Origin of the sequence: Paenibacillus sp. BK720, assembly GCF_011761545.1 — a bacterium.
Lineage (GTDB): Bacteria > Bacillota > Bacilli > Paenibacillales > Paenibacillaceae > Pristimantibacillus.
Map to the genome: position 1 here is coordinate 221,018 of NZ_JAASRQ010000002.1, position 17,039 is coordinate 238,056.

Below are 17,039 nucleotides of genomic sequence, written 5' to 3' on the forward strand. Positions count from 1 at the left end.
TTGTTTTGTTCCCTATTAGTTCTAGAGGGCCATCTTAGAAGATGGTCCTTTTCATTTATGCGGAGGAGTATATATTAATAATAAGGAGGCTGTCCGAAGATGAAACATACGGCTGATCGAATACAGAGTTTTTATCAAAAACAGTACAAGCTCTGCTACATCCAATCCTTTAATCTGGTTCGCTGCGAGCATGAAGCGGGGATGTTGACGGATAATTTGATCATAACGCTTAGTTCGCTTCCGCTCGCCCAGGAAGCTCCCAAATTAATCATTACGTTTGAGGATGTCAAAGATCTGAAGATAGGCAGCTTCCAGGGAGCCTTCCGTTTGGATATCAACATTCAGGATATTTCATCCGACCAGCTTGAGAATATTAACTTCCGGGTAAAAGAACAAGAGTACGAAGCCTTTGCCTTTGTATGCAGATGCTTCGAATGGGTTAGAACCTATTAGCGGGATGGCGTTTGGCCAAATCAAAATGCTTAAGCGAAAGTCCAGAAGCACCGGCAGTATGGAATCCATACTGTCGGGTGCTTTTTTTATTGAAAACGAAACTATTCATCCGCCTCCGCCGTCTAACAACTAGAATTAAACCCTTATACTGGAATTTACGAACTTAGAGGTGATCGATTATTAAGCTGGAGAGAAGAACGATCGTCAAGCTTGCCGTTATTGTTGCAGCAGCCTTATGGATCATTAGCTTCCTGTCCCCGCAGTTAACGACCCGGAGGTATATGCTGACCAGCTTCCATCTTGGAAGCGTATTTTCGTCTAAAATTACCAATATGCATCGCTATGATCATCAATACGGCCATTTGTACGATGTGACTAACTTCAAAGACAGAGTTACCGGTGGCGGAATGAGCGTATTTTACTTGAAAAAATTTGGACCGTTCTGGATCGTTTCGAGCGTTGGAACGGGGCCTTGATGGAAGGAGGGGCTCGTCATGAACATCAGCCTAAAGAGCTGGAGGATACGGCTTATTGTTGCGCTATTTTTGGTACTAGCATTCTATATTGGTTTTTATGTCTGGATCCTGCAAAGCGTTAAACATACCGTAACCTCGATCTATATGGACGGGAAAAACGGAATAGCGTTAGACGATTCCTCTGTTTCGGATGCGGTTAAAAGCAAGTTTCTTCAGTTTGTGGATTTCCCGAATCAAAAGCCCGATGACAACGTCCAAGTTCAATTAAGCACGGGTCATGTCTTTCATACCTTTACCAGAGGGACGGTATGGATTCGGTACACGTACGAAGGCGTTGGTCGACATGACCATGCAGCCAGGTATGGGGTATCCAGAGTTCCAATCAAGATTAAAGCCAAGCTTGATCATGGTTCGTGGGTGATCGTCGATAAGGAGGAACAGCCCTAAGGCCAGGAGTAAGTTTTTACAAGGAATCTAGCGAAATTACGATTGCTGGGCGTAATGCCGGCTAAGTAGAATAAATGGAACAAACCGTTTAGGAGAGTGTTCCCTTGGCAAAGGCAGCCGCTAATTCATTATCCGTTTATCCGATTCCAAAAGCATTGCCCGTCAATCATGATTTTGATGTATTTATACGCATCCCGGGCGGGGAATGGACGGAAGTTGGAGTCCTGCTCGTTAAAGTCGACATGCATCATGTAAGAGAGGCTTCGCTTGCGAAATTCGATTGCAACGGTGAAGTCGAAGTGAAAGTCATTTGTAACCGTGAGCCCGTGAGGGATGCCGTTATCCGCCCGCTCTCCACCGGCATTCATGCCGAAATCATTGACGACCGAACCATGCAGTTCCGCTTATCCAAGCCGCAGAAGCTGTCGGTTGAAATAAACGGCGACCGGTTCCATAACCTTCATTTGTTTGCCAAAAAGCTCGCGGAGCAGCGTCCCGATTCGTCGGATCCCGGCGTTGCTTGCATTCATCCCGGCATTCATCGAATCGACGATTTGCAAGCAAAGCTGGCGGATGCCCGTTATCATACGTTATGTTTCGCGGCTGGTCTTCATCATATTGAGCAGGTCGTTGTTCACGTTCCATCGAACAAGAAGATTTACATCGAGGGAGGAGCTTATGTAGCGGGAGCTTTCGTCTGCGACAAGGTGGAAAATGTGCAAATCTCCGGCCACGGAATTATTTACTTGGCGGAGTTCGGCCGCTTCTCAGCGTTCCGTGGCGTCAGGATCATGTATTCGCGGAATATTTCGGTGTCCGGCATAACCGTTGTGGATCCGCCGCATTACAGCATTTATTTGGGACAGTCGCAGCAAATACGAATTGCCGACTTCGAGTCGTTCAGTACGCGAGGCTGGTCTGACGGCATCGATATGATGTCCTGCAGCGACGTTGAGATCGATCATGTCTTTATGCGAAATTCCGATGATTGCATTGCCATTTACGGGCACCGCTGGGGGTATTACGGCGATACGCGCAATATTACAGTGAAGAATTCAACCCTATGGGCAGACGTGGCTCACCCGACCAATATCGGTACCCACGGCGATTACGAAGCAGACGGCACGCAAATTGAGAATATTACTTTCGAGAATATCGATATTCTGGAGCATCATGAACCTCAGGATAATTACCGCGGCTGCCTGTCTATTAACGCCGGGGACAAAAATACGGTGCGCAACGTGACCTACCGCAATATCCGAATCGAACGGTTCGAGCTCGGCAGAATCATCGATATCCGGGTAGTGTGGAATCCGGATTACAATCCGGTCCCGGGCAGCCGGATCGAACAAATCACGTTCGACGGCATTTACTATACCGGCAGCGACAATGCTGTCTCAAGAATCAGCGGCTTTGACGATGATCGCTGCGTCGACGGAGTAACCGTCCATAATCTCTATATCAACGACCTCAAGGTCACTAATATCTCTACCGGCAATATCGAGTTAGGAAGCTATGTAAACAATCTCACTTTCAGTTAAGTTTTCCTTGTATTTAAGATGGTGGTGTTCCATCATTTCTTCCCATCGCCTTGCTCATGGATTCCGCAAAGGAGCAAAATCTAAAAATAGCGTTGCAGGGATAGCCCATGCAACGCTATTTTTTATGGTCACTAAAAGTATTTAGTTACAGTGTAATTCGCGGTATTTTTAAAAAGGCTGGGCTTTTGGCCGCCTTGGATGCGGGCGGCATCGTAGGTTGTGTCTATAATAACCCATTTTTTCAGATTGCTCAGGTACACTTCGTTCCAGGCATGTTCTACGTTCGGCTTGCTGCGTTCTCTGCCCATGACGAGTTTTGTCGGGATGCCAAGGCTTCTGGCCATGGCCGCAAAGGTCGCCGCGTAATCGTAGCAAATGCCTCCGGAAGCCTTGAACACGGTATCCAGGTTCGGAATATAGCCGGCTTTCACGGTCTTTGCTTTGTTATTATCGTAGACGAATTTTTTGGTGATGAAATTATAGATCGCTTGAACCTTTTGTTGATCCGTAGCAGCGGTTTTCGTCAACTCGGCCGCTTTCTTGACCGCCATGGTCTGGCTTGTCCAATTAATCAGCGGATTGGATAGCTTGAACACCTGCTTGTCGTCGGTCTGTTTCACCGCCAAGGTTTCCTGCTTAATAACTTTGTACTGCGTGGCATTCACAGCTTCGGCGATTAGTACCGAATAGCTGCCATTTCCAAGCTGCAGCGGATATTTAACGCCGTTAGTCAGAGGATAATCGTATTGGGTCTTGCCTTTGGCAATGCGGACAATCACTTTCGCGCCGTTTGCGGGCTTGTAATTAACGGTTATGTACCCTTGAGCGACGCCTTGTTTCCCGATAATCGCGGCGGTCGTGGAAGTGGCGGCGAACGTGCTGTTCACGGGCAGGCAGGAGGCAATCAGAGTTGCAAGCAGCAGGAAAAACATTCTTTTAAACATAAAAAAACTCTCCTTTCGGCGGCTGGCTGTCATCTCGGGCATGCGCGCGAGGAAGACCCTGTAGCTTTGCGTCTTTAGCTTTCGCTAAATTTGCCTTTGTCGGTGGAAAGCACCGGTTAATTTGGTTTGCTAGTTTTAATTTACTATAAGCTTGCCGGTTTTCATAGAAAAATCTTCAAGATTCGGCGTTCTGATTTTCGGCTAGAATTCCTTTCACAATGATCCTTTGGGTCGGTTTATAAAGAGGATGGCAGGTAATAAGCGTAATTTCGCTGTCTTTGCCGTTTCCTTCCAGCACCTCGACTTGCGTCGGTTTTACGTATTGCTTCGAATTTACGATATAAGTGAAAGTCTCGTCAGCCGTCTGCACCTGAATGCGGTCGCCAATCTCGATTTCGTCCAACCGGTTGAAATTTTTGCCGTACGTATGGCTGCGATGGCCCGCGATGGCGTAATTGCCGATCTGACCGGGCTTGCCGGTATGCAGGATGCTTGCTACGGATAAGGCTAGATGCGCCTGCGTCGCGTTGGTGATAATAGGCAGCTTCAAATTAATTTTGTCGATGATCAGCACGCCTTCGATCGATTTTTTGCCGATGCCTTTGGACTGAAGCCGCTGTTCCATATCATCCGCCGAGTTGGCGCCGGTTAAGGCCGGGCTGACGGAAGCGGGTGTTTGGTCCTGCTCATCGGCCGTCGTATTCTGCGCATCAATAGGTACCTGGTCTATTCTTTGCAAGTTGTCTTCCCATGCCTTAAGGATTTGACGCTGCTGATAAATCTCGTAACGGTCCTTAATGGTCGGGTAGAGAAAGATGAGAAGTCCTGCGAGAATGAGGAGAATGGGAGCAATTTTTTTAATCATTTTGTCGAATCCTACCTTTTTTATGGCTAAAAATGGATTAAATTGGTTGCGACGTTGTCGAATTCTAGTATAAACTGGATAAGTGCTTTCTGCCTAGTTGTTTTCTCTATTTTTTAGTAGAATAGCGCAAATGGCTGGGACGATAGACTATCATTCAAGAAAAGAGGTTGATGACGGAAAATGGTTTTTAAAAAAATAGCGGGATTAGCAATCGTCCTGCTGCTGCTTTCCCAGGTGGTAAGCGGGACCGGCTTTGTTTCTAAGGCGTATGCCTCGTCCATCGATGATGTGATCAACATCATTGACAGTGCGGAGCTAACCGTACTGGATGCCGGCAATAATCCCGTACCGCTTACGGAGCTGCTTGAGCAGGGGGCGAAAGTAAACCTAGCCTATAGCTGGTCACTGCCCAACGGCCACGGCTTTAAAGAAGGCGACACCTTTACGTTCGGAATTCCGGACGAGTTCTTGCTGTTCAATGACATCTCCGGCGAACTTATGCTGGACCCTGAGACAACAGTCGGAACGTTCGCGGCAACAGCTTCGACCCATCAAGTGGTAATGACGTTTAACGATTACATTACCGATCACGACGATGTAGGGGGCATCCTAAAATTCTCCTCGCAATTCGATAAGCAAAAAATTACGGGAAGCACAACGCATGCCATCACCATTCCGACCAAGGGCGGTACTACGGTGTTTACGCTGCGCTTCAAACCAACGGTTACGTCGACAATCGAGAAGAGCGGCGTGCCCGCAGGCTACAATCCGAAGTCGATTGACTGGACCGTAGACGTGAACAAGGCGCTTGACACCGTTAATAACGCTGTCATGACCGACCCTATTCCGGCCGGCTTGTCGATGGCGGACGCCTCGTCGGTTCAGGTTTACGATTTGAACGTTAATCTGGACGGATCGGTTGCTGTCGGCGGCGCGGTGGATCCAAGCCGTTATACGGCGGATATTACGGGCGGCGCTCTCAACGTGCATTTTGCCGACCCGGTCACATCGGCGTACCGCATCAAATTCACCACGAGCATCGATGATGCCAGCAAGGCTTCCTTCAGCAATACCGCCAAGTTCATGGGCGACAACAAGCCTGAAGTAACCTCTAACTCAACGGTGAACGTCAATTACGGCAAGCTGCTCGATAAGTCGTCGACGGGCTATGATTCCAATACCCAGACGATATCTTGGGCGATTAATTACAATTACAAGGAACAAGCCATTGATCAGACGGACGCGCTGCTTGCGGACACGTTTAATGATGTTCAGGAGCTTGTGCCAGGTTCCATTGCGGTATATCCGGTAACTTTCGATATCAACGGCAACGGAACGAAGGGGGCCGCTCTTCCGGGGTCGGATTACACGGTAACTCCGACCAATGATCCCGCCCAACACTTGAACGGTTTCAATCTCCAATTTAACAACGCGGTCACTTCCGCTTACAAAGTGGAGTATCAGACCCGTTCCATCGATCGCGTAGACGGATCGGGCGCCACGAATATCGTGAACAAGGTTACTGCGAATGGAGCAATGGCTTCCGCTAGCCGCGGCATCAAGCAGGTTATTTTGCAGAAGGGCACCGGCACGATCGATTACGCTGCGCAAACGGTATCCTGGCGTATTCGATTAAATGAAGACAGCAAAACAATGTCTAACGCCCAGTTGATCGACGAGTTTACAAAGGGCGGAATGCAGCTGGTACCGGGGAGCTTAAGCATAACGCCGGACAGCGGAACGGCGGCCGCCTATACGGTTACCGAAATAGCAAGCCCAACTCCTGCGGTTAATGACGGCTTCAAGATTCAGTTTACCGAAGCGATTCACGTGCCTTATACCATTACGTACACAACGAAATACAACAACGATTGGCTGAACTCGGATTGGATTACAACAAACGCCTCTTATCCCAACCACACCACGGTAGATTGGGATGAGAACGCAGCAGCATCTGCTGTCGGGGTAACGGCAACGTTTAATCCGAATAACGAAACAAAGGCCAATGGCTACAAAAAAGGGTCTTACAATGCGGCGACCAAAGAAATCACTTGGACGGTAGGCGTAAACTACAATCGCAAAACATTGGCAAACGCGATCGTGCAAGATCAATTGCTCGCCGGCCAGAAGCTGATTCCGGAATCGCTTCACGTGTATAATATGACGGTTCCGGCCAACGGAAATCCCGCTCAGGGCACTGAAGTCGATGCCGCGGAATACACCGTCAACTATACGGGCGATGTGGTGAAAGTAACCTTTAACCAACCTATCTCCGCGGGATATATTCTGGTGTTCTCCACAAGCCTGGCGGATGACCTCATCGATGCGTCGATAGGCAACACGGCCCAGCTGCTGGACGGGACAAAATCCGAATCCAAGGATTTGACGGCTTCCGTCAATATTCCTCAAGGCGGCGAGTACGTTAACAAGGACGGTCAGCAGAACGGCGGCAAGATCAGTTGGACGATCTATATTAACCGTGGGCAATCGACCGTAAACGACGCTCTTGTGACGGACGAGCCCACGGATAATCAGCTGCTCATTCCGGAGTCGTTTAATTTGTATCCGACGACGGTTGCCGCAAGCGGAACCGTTACGAAAGTGAACACGCCGCTAGTCAAAGGCACGGATTACACGCTTGCGATCGAGACTGATCCCGAAACGGGGAAACAGCTCTTCAAGCTGGCGTTCCTGCACCAAATTACGAGCGCTTACGTGCTGGAGTACCAGTCGCTGATCGTGGCGCAGAATGGCGATACGGTCTCTAACAAGGTCAGCTTCAGCGGCAACAACGTACAGACTGTCACAAAAGATTCCGTAAAAGAGATCGTCGTTGGCGTATCGGACGGTTCGGGGACGGGCAGCGGCGTACGCGGCGCTCTCACGGTGCTGAAGCAGGACGGGGATACGCAAGCTGCGCTTAGCGGAGCGATTTTCGCGCTTTATCGCCAATCGGGCTCGGACCGTATTCTCGTAAATACGCTTACGACAGGCGCGGACGGCAAAGTTGAATTCAAGAAACTGCTGTACGGGAACTATGTGCTGATTGAAACGGCTGCACCGATCGGTTACCAATTAGACGCAACCGAACGTCCCGTCAAAATCGATTCCACAACAGCCGTTAACCTGACCATCGACAATGCTAAAATTTTGGTCTCGCTAACGGTGCTGAAACAGGATAAGGATAACCATGATCCTTTAAGCGGAGCAACCTATAACCTCTTCCGTCAATCCGGAGCGGCTCGCACGCTCGTGAACACGTTAACGACGGGAGCGGACGGGAAAGCCGTATTTACAAACCTGCCTTATGGCGATTACGTACTTCTTGAAACGGCAGCGCCTTCCGGATATGTACTGGATACGACGGAGCATCCGGTGGCCATCAATTCGCCTACGAATGTTGAAGTGACCCTTGACAACGTGAAAAGGCCTCCTTCACCACCACCGGTAACGCCAACGGATCCGGAACCGCCGACTCCGACGCTGCCGTCAGATCCGGAACCGTCGACGCCGACAGAACCGACAGATCCGGTACCGTCGATGCCTACCGAACCGACTGACCCGGAACCATCGACGACGCCTTCGAAGCCCGTCAAGCAGCCGGACATCCATAAAACGACCAAAAAAGACGAATTGATCGAAAGCAGCGTGAATGTACCTCTTGGCGGCATCGCTGTCGTGAATCAAGGTCCAAAGCATGGTGAGGTCATCGTCAAGCCTGATGGCAGTTGGACTTATAAGCCCGACAAAGGCTATACGGGCAAGGATCGTTTCACCATTATCGTTAAAAATAAGGATGGCAATGCCACGGAAACCTTGATTACGATTACCGTCGATGGCGTACCCCTCGGCACCATTGATGCAGGCACGCCGACATTGCCGAAAACTGGAGAGGGCAGTCAATTGGGAATAAGGCTGGTAGGATTAGCTATTATTCTCTTAGGCGTATTCTTAATGAGTAGAAGGATAATGCGTAAAGCAGAATAAATGTAGTGAGAATGTATGTTTATTGATAACTAACAAGGGGGTGTCCCATAAGTCATGAACATGACGATGGGACACCTCTTTCGTGTTCGGGTATTAGAAATCGAAAAATAGCGTTGCAGGGTCAGCCCTCTGCAACGCTATTTTTATGAGAAATAACTGTTATTTCGCGCTCGAGGAGCATTTAATTGCTCAGTATGAAGCGAAAATTACAAGGAATCTTGTAATTTTATGATATTTTCGTTTTTTTGATACGCTTACAATTTAAGTAACAAGTCAACGACAGAGAGTAGGAGAATGAACATGGCGAAAGACGAGATTCAGCAGTGGATCGGCAGCACATGGAACAAAATCGAGCGATTGAAGCTACGCTTCGCTTGAACAACAAGCATGTGCTCCTGTGGTAGAGAGAAGAGGAGAGAAAGGAGCAAGAGAGGATGGAAAAAACGCATGCCGTCAAACTTGAAAGCGTCAACATTCCGGGAAAGCAATCCGCTTTAAAGCGCACCTGGAAAGAGTACAAAAAAAGCAAATATCTTCTTCTTATGCTGCTGCCGGTACTCGTATGGTACGCGATCTTTTGCTATGGGCCGATGTACGGCATTCTGATTGCCTTCAAGGATTACAGTCCTGTTCTCGGAACCTGGGACAGTCCTTGGAACCACTTTGCCTACTTTGATTACTTGTTCAACCAGTCGCCCGAGTTTCCGAGGATTCTGAAAAATACGGTTATCATCAGCGGGTTGAATATAATTTGCGGATTTCCGGCGCCTATTATCCTAGCTCTGCTGCTGAACGAGCTGCGGATTACCTGGTTTAAGAAAATCGCGCAGTCGATCTCGTATTTGCCGCATTTCTTCTCGTGGGTTGTTCTATCCGGCATTGTCTTCCTGATGCTGTCCCCGTCGACGGGACCGGTTAACTACATTCTGGGCTGGTTCGGAGTCGATCCGATCTACTTCCTCGGGGATACAAGATATTTCCGCTTTAGCCTGGTGATCACGAATATCTGGAAGGAAGTAGGCTGGGGAACGATCGTCTACCTTGCGGCCCTGTCGGGGATTGACCAGACCTTGTACGAAGCAGCGCGGATGGACGGGGCGAACCGATGGAAGCAGACCTGGCATGTGACTTTGCCTTCCATGCTGCCGATCATTTCCATTATGTTCATCCTGTCGCTTGGCGGCATTCTGAATGCGGGCTTTGACCAGATCTACAACTTGTACAGCCCGGCCGTATTCGAAGTCGGGGATGTCATCGACACCTATGTTTACCGTCAGGGGATCGTGAATTTCCAGATGGGATTAACCACGGCGGTTGGTTTATTCAAAAATATCGTCGGGATTACGCTGGTCCTCGGGACGAACTATATCGTGAAAAAGATGGGACAGGAAGGCGTTCTGTAAGGAGGGGAGTATGTCGGTATGAAAATGACTGCCGGAGAGAAAGTGTTTCAAGTGTTTCTGCTTCTGTTCATCTTAATGCTTTGCGTAATAGCGATTTATCCTTTCATTCATATTGCAGCGGTCTCCTTCAGCGCGCCTAAGGAAGCCGGCCGCTTCGGATTCCACTGGTTCCCGAGAGATATCGATCTGTTCTCCTGGGAACAGCTGCTCACGCAAAAGAAAGTCTGGATCGGCATGCGCAATACCACGCTGCGTACTGTCCTTGGCACGGTGCTTACGCTCATTGCCATGGCGCTTGCCGCCTATCCGCTGTCCCGCAGGCATCTGCCTCACCGCAGCTTTTATACGATGATCATCGTTTTTACGATGTTCTTCAGCGGAGGACTTATTCCGTCTTATCTATTGATCAAAGATTTGCATCTGTTGAATAACTTCTGGGTATACATTTTGCCGGGACTTATCCCAACCTTCTCGATGCTCATTATGCGGAACTTTTTTATGACCATCCCGGTTGAAGTCGAAGAATCCGCCAAAATCGACGGTGCCAACGACATGAGGATACTCTGGAGCATCATTCTACCGCTGTCTAAGCCGGTGCTTGCCACACTGGGGCTATGGGCAGCCGTAGCGAATTGGAACGCCTGGTTTGATGCCATTATCTATGTCACGGATACGGACTTGAAGACGATTCAGTTCTTCTTGAGGGAGGTTGTCGTCACCAGTGCGGACGCCGAGATTTTCGGCCGGGTTACGGGGGCGGCTAATCTTCAGTACGAGACTTCGATCAAAGCGGCAACCGTTATTTTTGCGGTTGTGCCTATCCTTATCGTCTATCCGTTCCTGCAGAAGTATTTCGTCAAAGGGACGATGGTTGGTTCTCTGAAAGGCTGATAGGGTTTGGTTTATCCGGGGTACATTCTCCGTTTAAATAATCGTTTATTCCATGTAAAGGGGAGCAAAAAAAGATGAAGCATGGCAAAAAGGTGATTCTGGCATCCGTATTGGCAATGTCTCTTATGGCGGCAGGCTGCAGCAGCAATTCCAATAACAGTGCGAATAGCGGCGCAACAAACGCATCCTAGACCAACGATGCAAAAGGAAACAGCGGCGCAGAAAAAGAAGCGCCTATAGAGATCTCGATCGGTTCGACCTGGAACCTTCCTTCCGCAGACGGGAACCCGACTCAGAAGTATTTGGAAGAGAAATACAACGTCAAATTCATCAACATGAATCTGACGGATGAAAGCTTTAAGCTCAAGCTCGCCTCTAACGAGATTCCGGATATTTTCCCGGGTACGCTGCAGGAAGCGGACATGGCGAATTACGCAAGACAAGGCATCATCGCAAGCATTTCGACCGATGAGATCAAGCAGTATATGCCGAAATATTCGGCGGACATCGATCAGGTCGATACGGCGGCATGGGGAATTGCCATGGTTGACGGCAAGAATTACGGTGTGCCGAGAATTTGGCTGAACGGCCGTTACGGCTTTATTCCTACTTACAACGGGGCGTGGCTGAACAAGATCGGTTATACCGAAGCTCCAAAAACGCTGGAAGAATACGAGGATGTTCTGACGAAATTCCGCAATGACGATCCGGACGGCAACGGCAAGAAGGATACGTACGGCATGACGGGCCGCGGCAAATCGGCACGAAACCAGCTGTTTAACGAAGTATTCGCCGCTTACGGCGTTAATCCTTATCAGTTTATGGCAGCGGCGGACGGTACGGTCACTTGGGGCGGGATCACCGACCAGGCGAAGGAGGCCGTGAAGAAGATTAATCAATGGTACAATTCGGACCTGATTGATCCGGAGTTCCTGACGGATGACCAGGACCAGATCAACACCAAATGGAACAGCCGGAAAATCGGCATTAAGGATAATTACATGTACCATCATTTGTTCGGCCAGCTGGAGCAGGACAAAGCAAACGGCTTCCCTGTCGTTTACGGCAAAGGTCTGATTGGCCCTGCCGGCAAATCCTATGTGATGTCCAACGGTCCTCTGCAGACCCCGCTCATGTTCGGCAAGCAGCTGGAGAAGAACGACAAGAAACGGATCAAGATCCTGCAGATGCTTGAAGACCTGGCGACTAACGACGAAGTATACCTGAGAACGACATACGGGGAAGAAGGCAAATCCTACGATATGGTAGACGGCGTTCCGGTATGGAAAAAAGAATACCTGGATACTCCGCAGCTCCAGAACGACCTTGGCACAGGAGGCTATTATAACCCGTTTGTAGACCGTTCGCTCTCCAATGCGAAGTTCCAGATGCCTGCCGACAAGCAAGCATTCTCGGATAAGCTGAATGCCGGCAACGAGATCGTTTCCGACCTTCTTGGACCAACTCCGCTGGAGTCGAAGACGAAATATTTGGCGAACTTGAACACGCTTGAGGATTCGTTCTATTCCAAGGTCATGGTCACGAAAGGCGATGCGGAGAAGGAATTTGAAGCCTTTAAATCGGAGTGGCTGAAAGCCGGCGGTCAGGAAATGCTGGACGAGGCGACTAAAGTGTATCAAGAACGTCAAGCCGCATTGAAATAATAGGCAAGGAAGGCTTCTGAACGAATTCAGGGGTCTTCCTTTTTTGGCAACTGGCACGGCGATGGAAAATCTCCTGAGGATAGAGGGTTGATCAAGTGGCGGATCACTATGCAGGTTATTTGTTTGCCTATTTCAAAGGCAATGAGACGGCCGAAGAAGAGCAGGTATACTTTGCGCTAAGCAAAGGAAACGACCCCCTGCATTGGCATGAGCTTAACGGAGGCAGGCCCGTGCTGACCTCGTATCTTGGGGAGGGCGGCGTACGGGATCCGTATTTGGCGCGATCGCCGCAGGGGGATAAGTTTTATCTTGTCGCGACGGATTTGAGTATTTACCGGAAGCCCGGCTGGAACCGGGCGGTCACCGAGGGCAGCCGGTCGATTATGGTCTGGCATTCGTACGATCTGGTTCATTGGTCGGATCAGCGGATGGTTGAGATTGCGAACGCGGAAGCAGGCTGCGCTTGGGCGCCCGAAATTTTCTATGATGCGGGCTGCCGGGAATACAAGGTGTTCTGGGCCTCAATGGCGGACTCTTCAGACGGGGGATCTGGCGGAAGGTATCACCGGATGATGGCTGCGGCAACGAAAGATTTTGTCCATTTCAGCAGGCCCGAAGTGTATATGGATTACGGCTATTCCGTGCTTGATGCAACCTTGATCGAGCATAACGGATTGATTTACCGGTTCGCAAAGGGCAAAAACATCATGCAGGAAGTAGGAACGGGTATTAAAAACGATAAGTACAGGATGATTCATGGGCAGGTGGAGCAGGATTTTATGGTCCGAGGCGAAGGCCCCATCGTCTTCAAATCCAATGTCGAAGAGAAATGGTATCTGTTTATCGATGAGTTCGGGTTTCGGGGCTATATCCCGCTGGTTACGTCCGATCTCGGATCCGGATACTGGCAAGTACCCGCTCAATATACGCTGCCCAGGCAGACGCGGCATGGTTCGGTTATCCCCGTCACGTTAGCGGAATACGATCGACTGCTGCAAGTCTATGGCTAGAACTTTATCCTTCTATTTATATTTGTCCGGATATCCTATAAAATTTAATAGAATTGCAAGCGTTAACATTACGGGGGGAAGAGGGGCGGGATAAGTCATGCGAATCTTGATTGCCGATGACGATGATTACACCCGGGAAGGCTTAAGCGAGACGATCGATTTCGAGAAATTCGGCATCCGGGAAGTGTTTCTCGCAAGCGACGGTGCTGAAGCATTAAGGCTCGCTGGGCTGAAGAAGCCGGATATTGTCCTGACGGATATCCGCATGCCCAAGCTGAACGGGATCGAATTTGCCGAGAAGCTTGCCGAGACTTCTCCGGAATGCCAGTTGCTATTTATGAGCGGGTATATGGACGTGGAATATCTCAAAAGCGCGATTAAGCTGTCCGCCGTTGAATATATCGAGAAGCCTCTCAAGCTGGGGGAAGTGGAGCAGGCGATATTAAAATCGGTCCGCACCATTCAGAGCAAGCAGAAGCAAACGGCCGTTCTGAATCAAAAGAATGAGCTGGAGCGGCAAAGATTGGCCGGCCTGCTGAGGGAGAGCGGCGCCAATCCGGATACCGTCAAGGAGTTATGCCAGGAAACAGGTTTTCCGGTGGGCAAGCGTTACGCGGGAATGATTGTGTCATGCCGGAAGAAAGAAGAGGGCAGCAGGGCCGATCTTGACCTCATCAATCGCTATTGGAGCAGCAACGGCGTCATGGCCATCGGGGAGCAGCTCGATCGTTACCGCTGCTTTGTTGTTGCCGCTTACGACAAGCAGGACTACAAGCGGATTCATTATTTGGCGGATTTATTTGTGAGAAAACAGGAGGCGTACAGCCTTGCCATAGGAGAGCCGGCAAACGGGCTGGAGTTGATGCCCGCAAGTTTCCAATCAGCCAGCCGGGCTTCGGAACGGTCGTTCTACGATCCGGAGCGCGGATTCTATCAGCCGCAGGAGGAGAAGGGGCAGAGCCATGCCGTACTTGCCAATCTGCTGCCGGAGTTTTACAAGCGGAAGGAAGAAAGTCCGGAGTTGCTCCCGGAGTGGGTGAAAGCTTCGTGCAGGCTGATAAGAGAACAGGAATACGCCGACCGTGCCCGGATCATCGCGATATTCGAGACGGCGGCGTTAGCCTTGGTCGGAGGCAGCCAGAAGCTGCTTATCGGACTGGAGAACGAATACGGCATTCATCGTGTAGAAGAAGCGTTGCGGGATTGCCGAACCCTGGAACAAGTAGAATTGACAATGAGCATCATCTGCTCGGCCTATTTGGAGGAGGTGAAGCAGACCTCGCCCTACTCGCGGCTGGTGCAGGATGTGCTTCACTATATTGCGGGGCATTATCAGAATCCGGATCTGGATTTGCGGATGATCGCCGACCATATGCATTTGTCTACCGCGCATTTGGGAATGTTGTTCAAGCAAGAGACCGGCGTATCGATTAAGCAGTATATCGGCGATTACCGGATAGGACTGGCGAAAAAGCTGGTCATGAGCGAGCATTACAAAATGAATACCATTGCCGAGCTGTGCGGCTATGCCAGCGCGAGCTACTTCGCCAAAGTATTCAAGGCTTCAACCGATTTGTCGCCACTTGAATACAGAAAGAAGACCTGATCCGGATGAACCTTATTCATGCTGTCAACGATATGCCTCTGCGCAAAAAAATTATCATTCTATTCGCCTTAATCGGGATTGTCCCGCTTATTATTACGTTCTTTATCTCCTATGGGGAGATCCGCAAGCTGGTTGTGAACGGGCAAAATTACGCCGAGAACCAGAGCTACGAGCAAACGCTGACAACCTTAAACCGCAAGCTGGAGCATATTGAGGAATTATCCTCCATGCTTATCGTAAACAAGGATATGGAGGCGATTCTCGCCAAGGGCTCGGCACGGATGAGCGTGGCCGACCAGATCGAGGTCTACGGCAATATCGTGGATTACACGCAAATTATGGTGTCCAGCTCGGACATTGACAGCATCGTATATTTTGTGGACGATAACTATGCTTTTACGGGCGTAGATACGTTATTCCGGCGGATGAACAGCATCCGGCAGCTGGATTGGGCGCAGAAGGTCATCGAGAACAAGGGCGGTCCCACCTGGACGTTAAACAAAGATATCGATACCCGCACGGGACAGTCCTATCTCTCCTTGAACAAGCTGCTCTGGAATCCGGAGGACTATACCTCCGCAATTGGCATCGTCTCGCTTAACCTGGAGCTGAAGCAAATTCAGCAAAGCTTGACGAAATCCAATCCGGAGCAGCTTGTTTATGTGGAGACGGCAGCCGGCGAGCTTGTGGCCGGCAGCGGCGGGAAGGAGCTGGAAACGATGCGGTTGGATAAGCCGTTTGACAGCAAGGGCTCCTATGTGAATGTCTCGCTGGCAAGCGGGTCCTATATGGCGAGAGGCCAAGAAATAGGGGATACCAATCTGTATTTGATGTCCGTTATTTCGCACCGCGCCGCCACGAAGAGCATTAATGAAATCAAATATCAGATGGGGATGGTTTACGTGATCATCTGTCTCCTTCTGCTTTTGTTTATTTTCCCGGTGGCCAGATCGATTACCCGCAGAATTTATCTGCTGATGAACAAGATGAGCCAGGTTCGGCAGGGCCGCCTGAACGAGCTGGATATCCGGACAAGCAAAGACGAGGTCGGCCAGCTTATCTTAAGCTATAATTACATGATTAACAGCGTGCAGGAGCTGATGGTCGAGCAGTACAAATTAGGCCAGGAGAAAACGCAGGCCGAGCTGAAGGCGCTCCAGTCCCAGATCAATCCCCATTTCTTGTACAATACGCTGGATATGCTGAACTGGATGGCGCAGAAGGAAGAGCGGGACAACATTCAGCAGATTATTTATGCGTTGTCCGATTATTACAAGCTGATTCTGAACAAAGGCAATGATTTTGTTACGGTCAGGGATGAGCTGAGGTTAAGCTCGATTTATATGGAGATTCAGAAGAAACGGTTCAAGAACCGGGTCCAGCTTGAAATGGAAGTGGAGGAATCGGTGATGGATTGCATGCTCCCGAAAATTACGATTCAGCCGCTTGTGGAGAACGCGATTCTTCACGGTGTCTCGGAGAAGCCCGGCGGCCGGGGCACCATCCGGATTACGGGCCATATTGAGGGGGAACGCCTCATTATGCGAATCAGTGACGATGGCGTCGGTATGCCGGAAGAGGGAGGCGGCGGGCAGCGAAAGCATCGCGGGAGCGGTTACGGCCTAAGCAATATCAGGAAGCGGCTGGATTTATATTTTGGCCAAACAGCCGAGCTGCAGCTTCAAAGTACGCCAGGCGAGGGAACCGACGTGACGATAAACGTTCCGGTAACTCATCGTTGAGTAGAGGCAA

13 protein-coding genes and 1 riboswitch are annotated in these 17,039 nt (G+C 49.9%); of the genes, 11 read left to right on the forward strand and 2 right to left on the reverse strand.

Going from position 1 to position 17,039, the window contains the following annotated elements:
- The first annotated feature begins 99 nt into the window (after nucleotides 1-99).
- The 4 genes from FHT67_RS07955 (at nucleotide 100) to FHT67_RS07965 (ending at nucleotide 2,917) form a co-directional block, all read left to right on the forward strand.
- Nucleotides 100-453, forward strand: coding sequence for a hypothetical protein (locus FHT67_RS07955; protein ID WP_167197240.1), 354 nt, complete (start codon nucleotides 100-102; stop codon nucleotides 451-453).
- A gap of 332 nt (nucleotides 454-785) precedes the next feature.
- Nucleotides 786-929 (forward strand): hypothetical protein, encoded by a 144-nt coding sequence (locus FHT67_RS29675; protein ID WP_208403188.1) that lies wholly within the window; start codon nucleotides 786-788, stop codon nucleotides 927-929.
- An 18-nt stretch (nucleotides 930-947) separates the two neighbouring features.
- Nucleotides 948-1,376, forward strand: coding sequence for a hypothetical protein (locus tag FHT67_RS07960; protein WP_132306834.1), 429 nt, complete (start codon nucleotides 948-950; stop codon nucleotides 1,374-1,376).
- A 104-nt stretch (nucleotides 1,377-1,480) separates the two neighbouring features.
- Nucleotides 1,481-2,917: a glycosyl hydrolase family 28 protein gene (locus FHT67_RS07965; protein WP_132306832.1), complete on the forward strand. Its 1,437-nt coding sequence runs from the start codon at nucleotides 1,481-1,483 to the stop codon at nucleotides 2,915-2,917.
- Between the two features lie 131 nt (nucleotides 2,918-3,048).
- Here the strand turns inward: FHT67_RS07965 and FHT67_RS07970 are convergent, their stop codons facing one another.
- Both FHT67_RS07970 and FHT67_RS07975 read right to left on the reverse strand, forming a co-directional pair.
- A complete protein-coding gene (locus FHT67_RS07970) occupies nucleotides 3,049-3,861 on the reverse strand; it encodes a transglutaminase-like domain-containing protein (protein WP_132306830.1) in 813 nt (270 codons plus the stop codon).
- A 14-nt stretch (nucleotides 3,862-3,875) separates the two neighbouring features.
- Nucleotides 3,876-3,966: riboswitch (cyclic di-GMP riboswitch) on the reverse strand.
- A gap of 70 nt (nucleotides 3,967-4,036) precedes the next feature.
- Nucleotides 4,037-4,726 carry a class D sortase gene (locus FHT67_RS07975; protein WP_132306828.1) on the reverse strand — a complete coding sequence of 230 codons (690 nt, stop codon included), beginning with the start codon at nucleotides 4,724-4,726 and terminating at the stop codon, nucleotides 4,037-4,039.
- Between the two features lie 180 nt (nucleotides 4,727-4,906).
- Here FHT67_RS07975 and FHT67_RS07980 point away from each other — a divergent pair, with 180 nt between their 5' ends.
- From FHT67_RS07980 to FHT67_RS08010, 7 genes are all read left to right on the forward strand, one after another.
- Nucleotides 4,907-8,713: a collagen binding domain-containing protein gene (locus FHT67_RS07980; RefSeq protein ID WP_167197243.1), complete on the forward strand. Its 3,807-nt coding sequence runs from the start codon at nucleotides 4,907-4,909 to the stop codon at nucleotides 8,711-8,713.
- Nucleotides 8,714-9,147: 434 nt separating this feature from the next.
- On the forward strand, nucleotides 9,148-10,116 hold the full coding sequence (locus FHT67_RS07985) for an ABC transporter permease (RefSeq protein WP_167197246.1): 969 nt from the start codon (nucleotides 9,148-9,150) through the stop codon (nucleotides 10,114-10,116).
- A gap of 18 nt (nucleotides 10,117-10,134) precedes the next feature.
- The gene (locus tag FHT67_RS07990) at nucleotides 10,135-11,007 is read left to right on the forward strand and encodes a carbohydrate ABC transporter permease (protein WP_167197249.1); all 873 of its coding nucleotides are present in this window, start codon (nucleotides 10,135-10,137) and stop codon (nucleotides 11,005-11,007) included.
- A gap of 335 nt (nucleotides 11,008-11,342) precedes the next feature.
- Nucleotides 11,343-12,671: a type 2 periplasmic-binding domain-containing protein gene (locus FHT67_RS07995; RefSeq protein WP_208403189.1), complete on the forward strand. Its 1,329-nt coding sequence runs from the start codon at nucleotides 11,343-11,345 to the stop codon at nucleotides 12,669-12,671.
- Between the two features lie 95 nt (nucleotides 12,672-12,766).
- Complete coding sequence (locus tag FHT67_RS08000; RefSeq protein WP_132306818.1) at nucleotides 12,767-13,681, forward strand: glycoside hydrolase family 43 protein; 915 nt, start codon at nucleotides 12,767-12,769, stop codon at nucleotides 13,679-13,681.
- Nucleotides 13,682-13,778: 97 nt separating this feature from the next.
- A complete protein-coding gene (locus tag FHT67_RS08005; RefSeq protein ID WP_167197254.1) occupies nucleotides 13,779-15,287 on the forward strand; it encodes a response regulator in 1,509 nt (502 codons plus the stop codon).
- A 5-nt stretch (nucleotides 15,288-15,292) separates the two neighbouring features.
- A complete protein-coding gene (locus tag FHT67_RS08010) occupies nucleotides 15,293-17,029 on the forward strand; it encodes a cache domain-containing sensor histidine kinase (RefSeq protein WP_167197257.1) in 1,737 nt (578 codons plus the stop codon).
- The last annotated feature ends 10 nt before the right edge of the window (nucleotides 17,030-17,039 follow it).

Coding starts and splice junctions, on each gene's coding strand:
- FHT67_RS07955 (WP_167197240.1), top strand. CDS start 100: ATGAAACATACGGCTGATCGAATACAGAGTTTTTATCAAAAACAGTAC.
- FHT67_RS29675 (WP_208403188.1), top strand. CDS start 786: ATGCATCGCTATGATCATCAATACGGCCATTTGTACGATGTGACTAAC.
- FHT67_RS07960 (WP_132306834.1), top strand. CDS start 948: ATGAACATCAGCCTAAAGAGCTGGAGGATACGGCTTATTGTTGCGCTA.
- FHT67_RS07970 (WP_132306830.1), bottom strand. CDS start 3,861: ATGTTTAAAAGAATGTTTTTCCTGCTGCTTGCAACTCTGATTGCCTCC.
- FHT67_RS07975 (WP_132306828.1), bottom strand. CDS start 4,726: ATGATTAAAAAAATTGCTCCCATTCTCCTCATTCTCGCAGGACTTCTC.
- FHT67_RS07980 (WP_167197243.1), top strand. CDS start 4,907: ATGGTTTTTAAAAAAATAGCGGGATTAGCAATCGTCCTGCTGCTGCTT.
- FHT67_RS07985 (WP_167197246.1), top strand. CDS start 9,148: ATGGAAAAAACGCATGCCGTCAAACTTGAAAGCGTCAACATTCCGGGA.
- FHT67_RS07990 (WP_167197249.1), top strand. CDS start 10,135: ATGAAAATGACTGCCGGAGAGAAAGTGTTTCAAGTGTTTCTGCTTCTG.
- FHT67_RS07995 (WP_208403189.1), top strand. CDS start 11,343: ATGAATCTGACGGATGAAAGCTTTAAGCTCAAGCTCGCCTCTAACGAG.
- FHT67_RS08005 (WP_167197254.1), top strand. CDS start 13,779: ATGCGAATCTTGATTGCCGATGACGATGATTACACCCGGGAAGGCTTA.
- FHT67_RS08010 (WP_167197257.1), top strand. CDS start 15,293: ATGAACCTTATTCATGCTGTCAACGATATGCCTCTGCGCAAAAAAATT.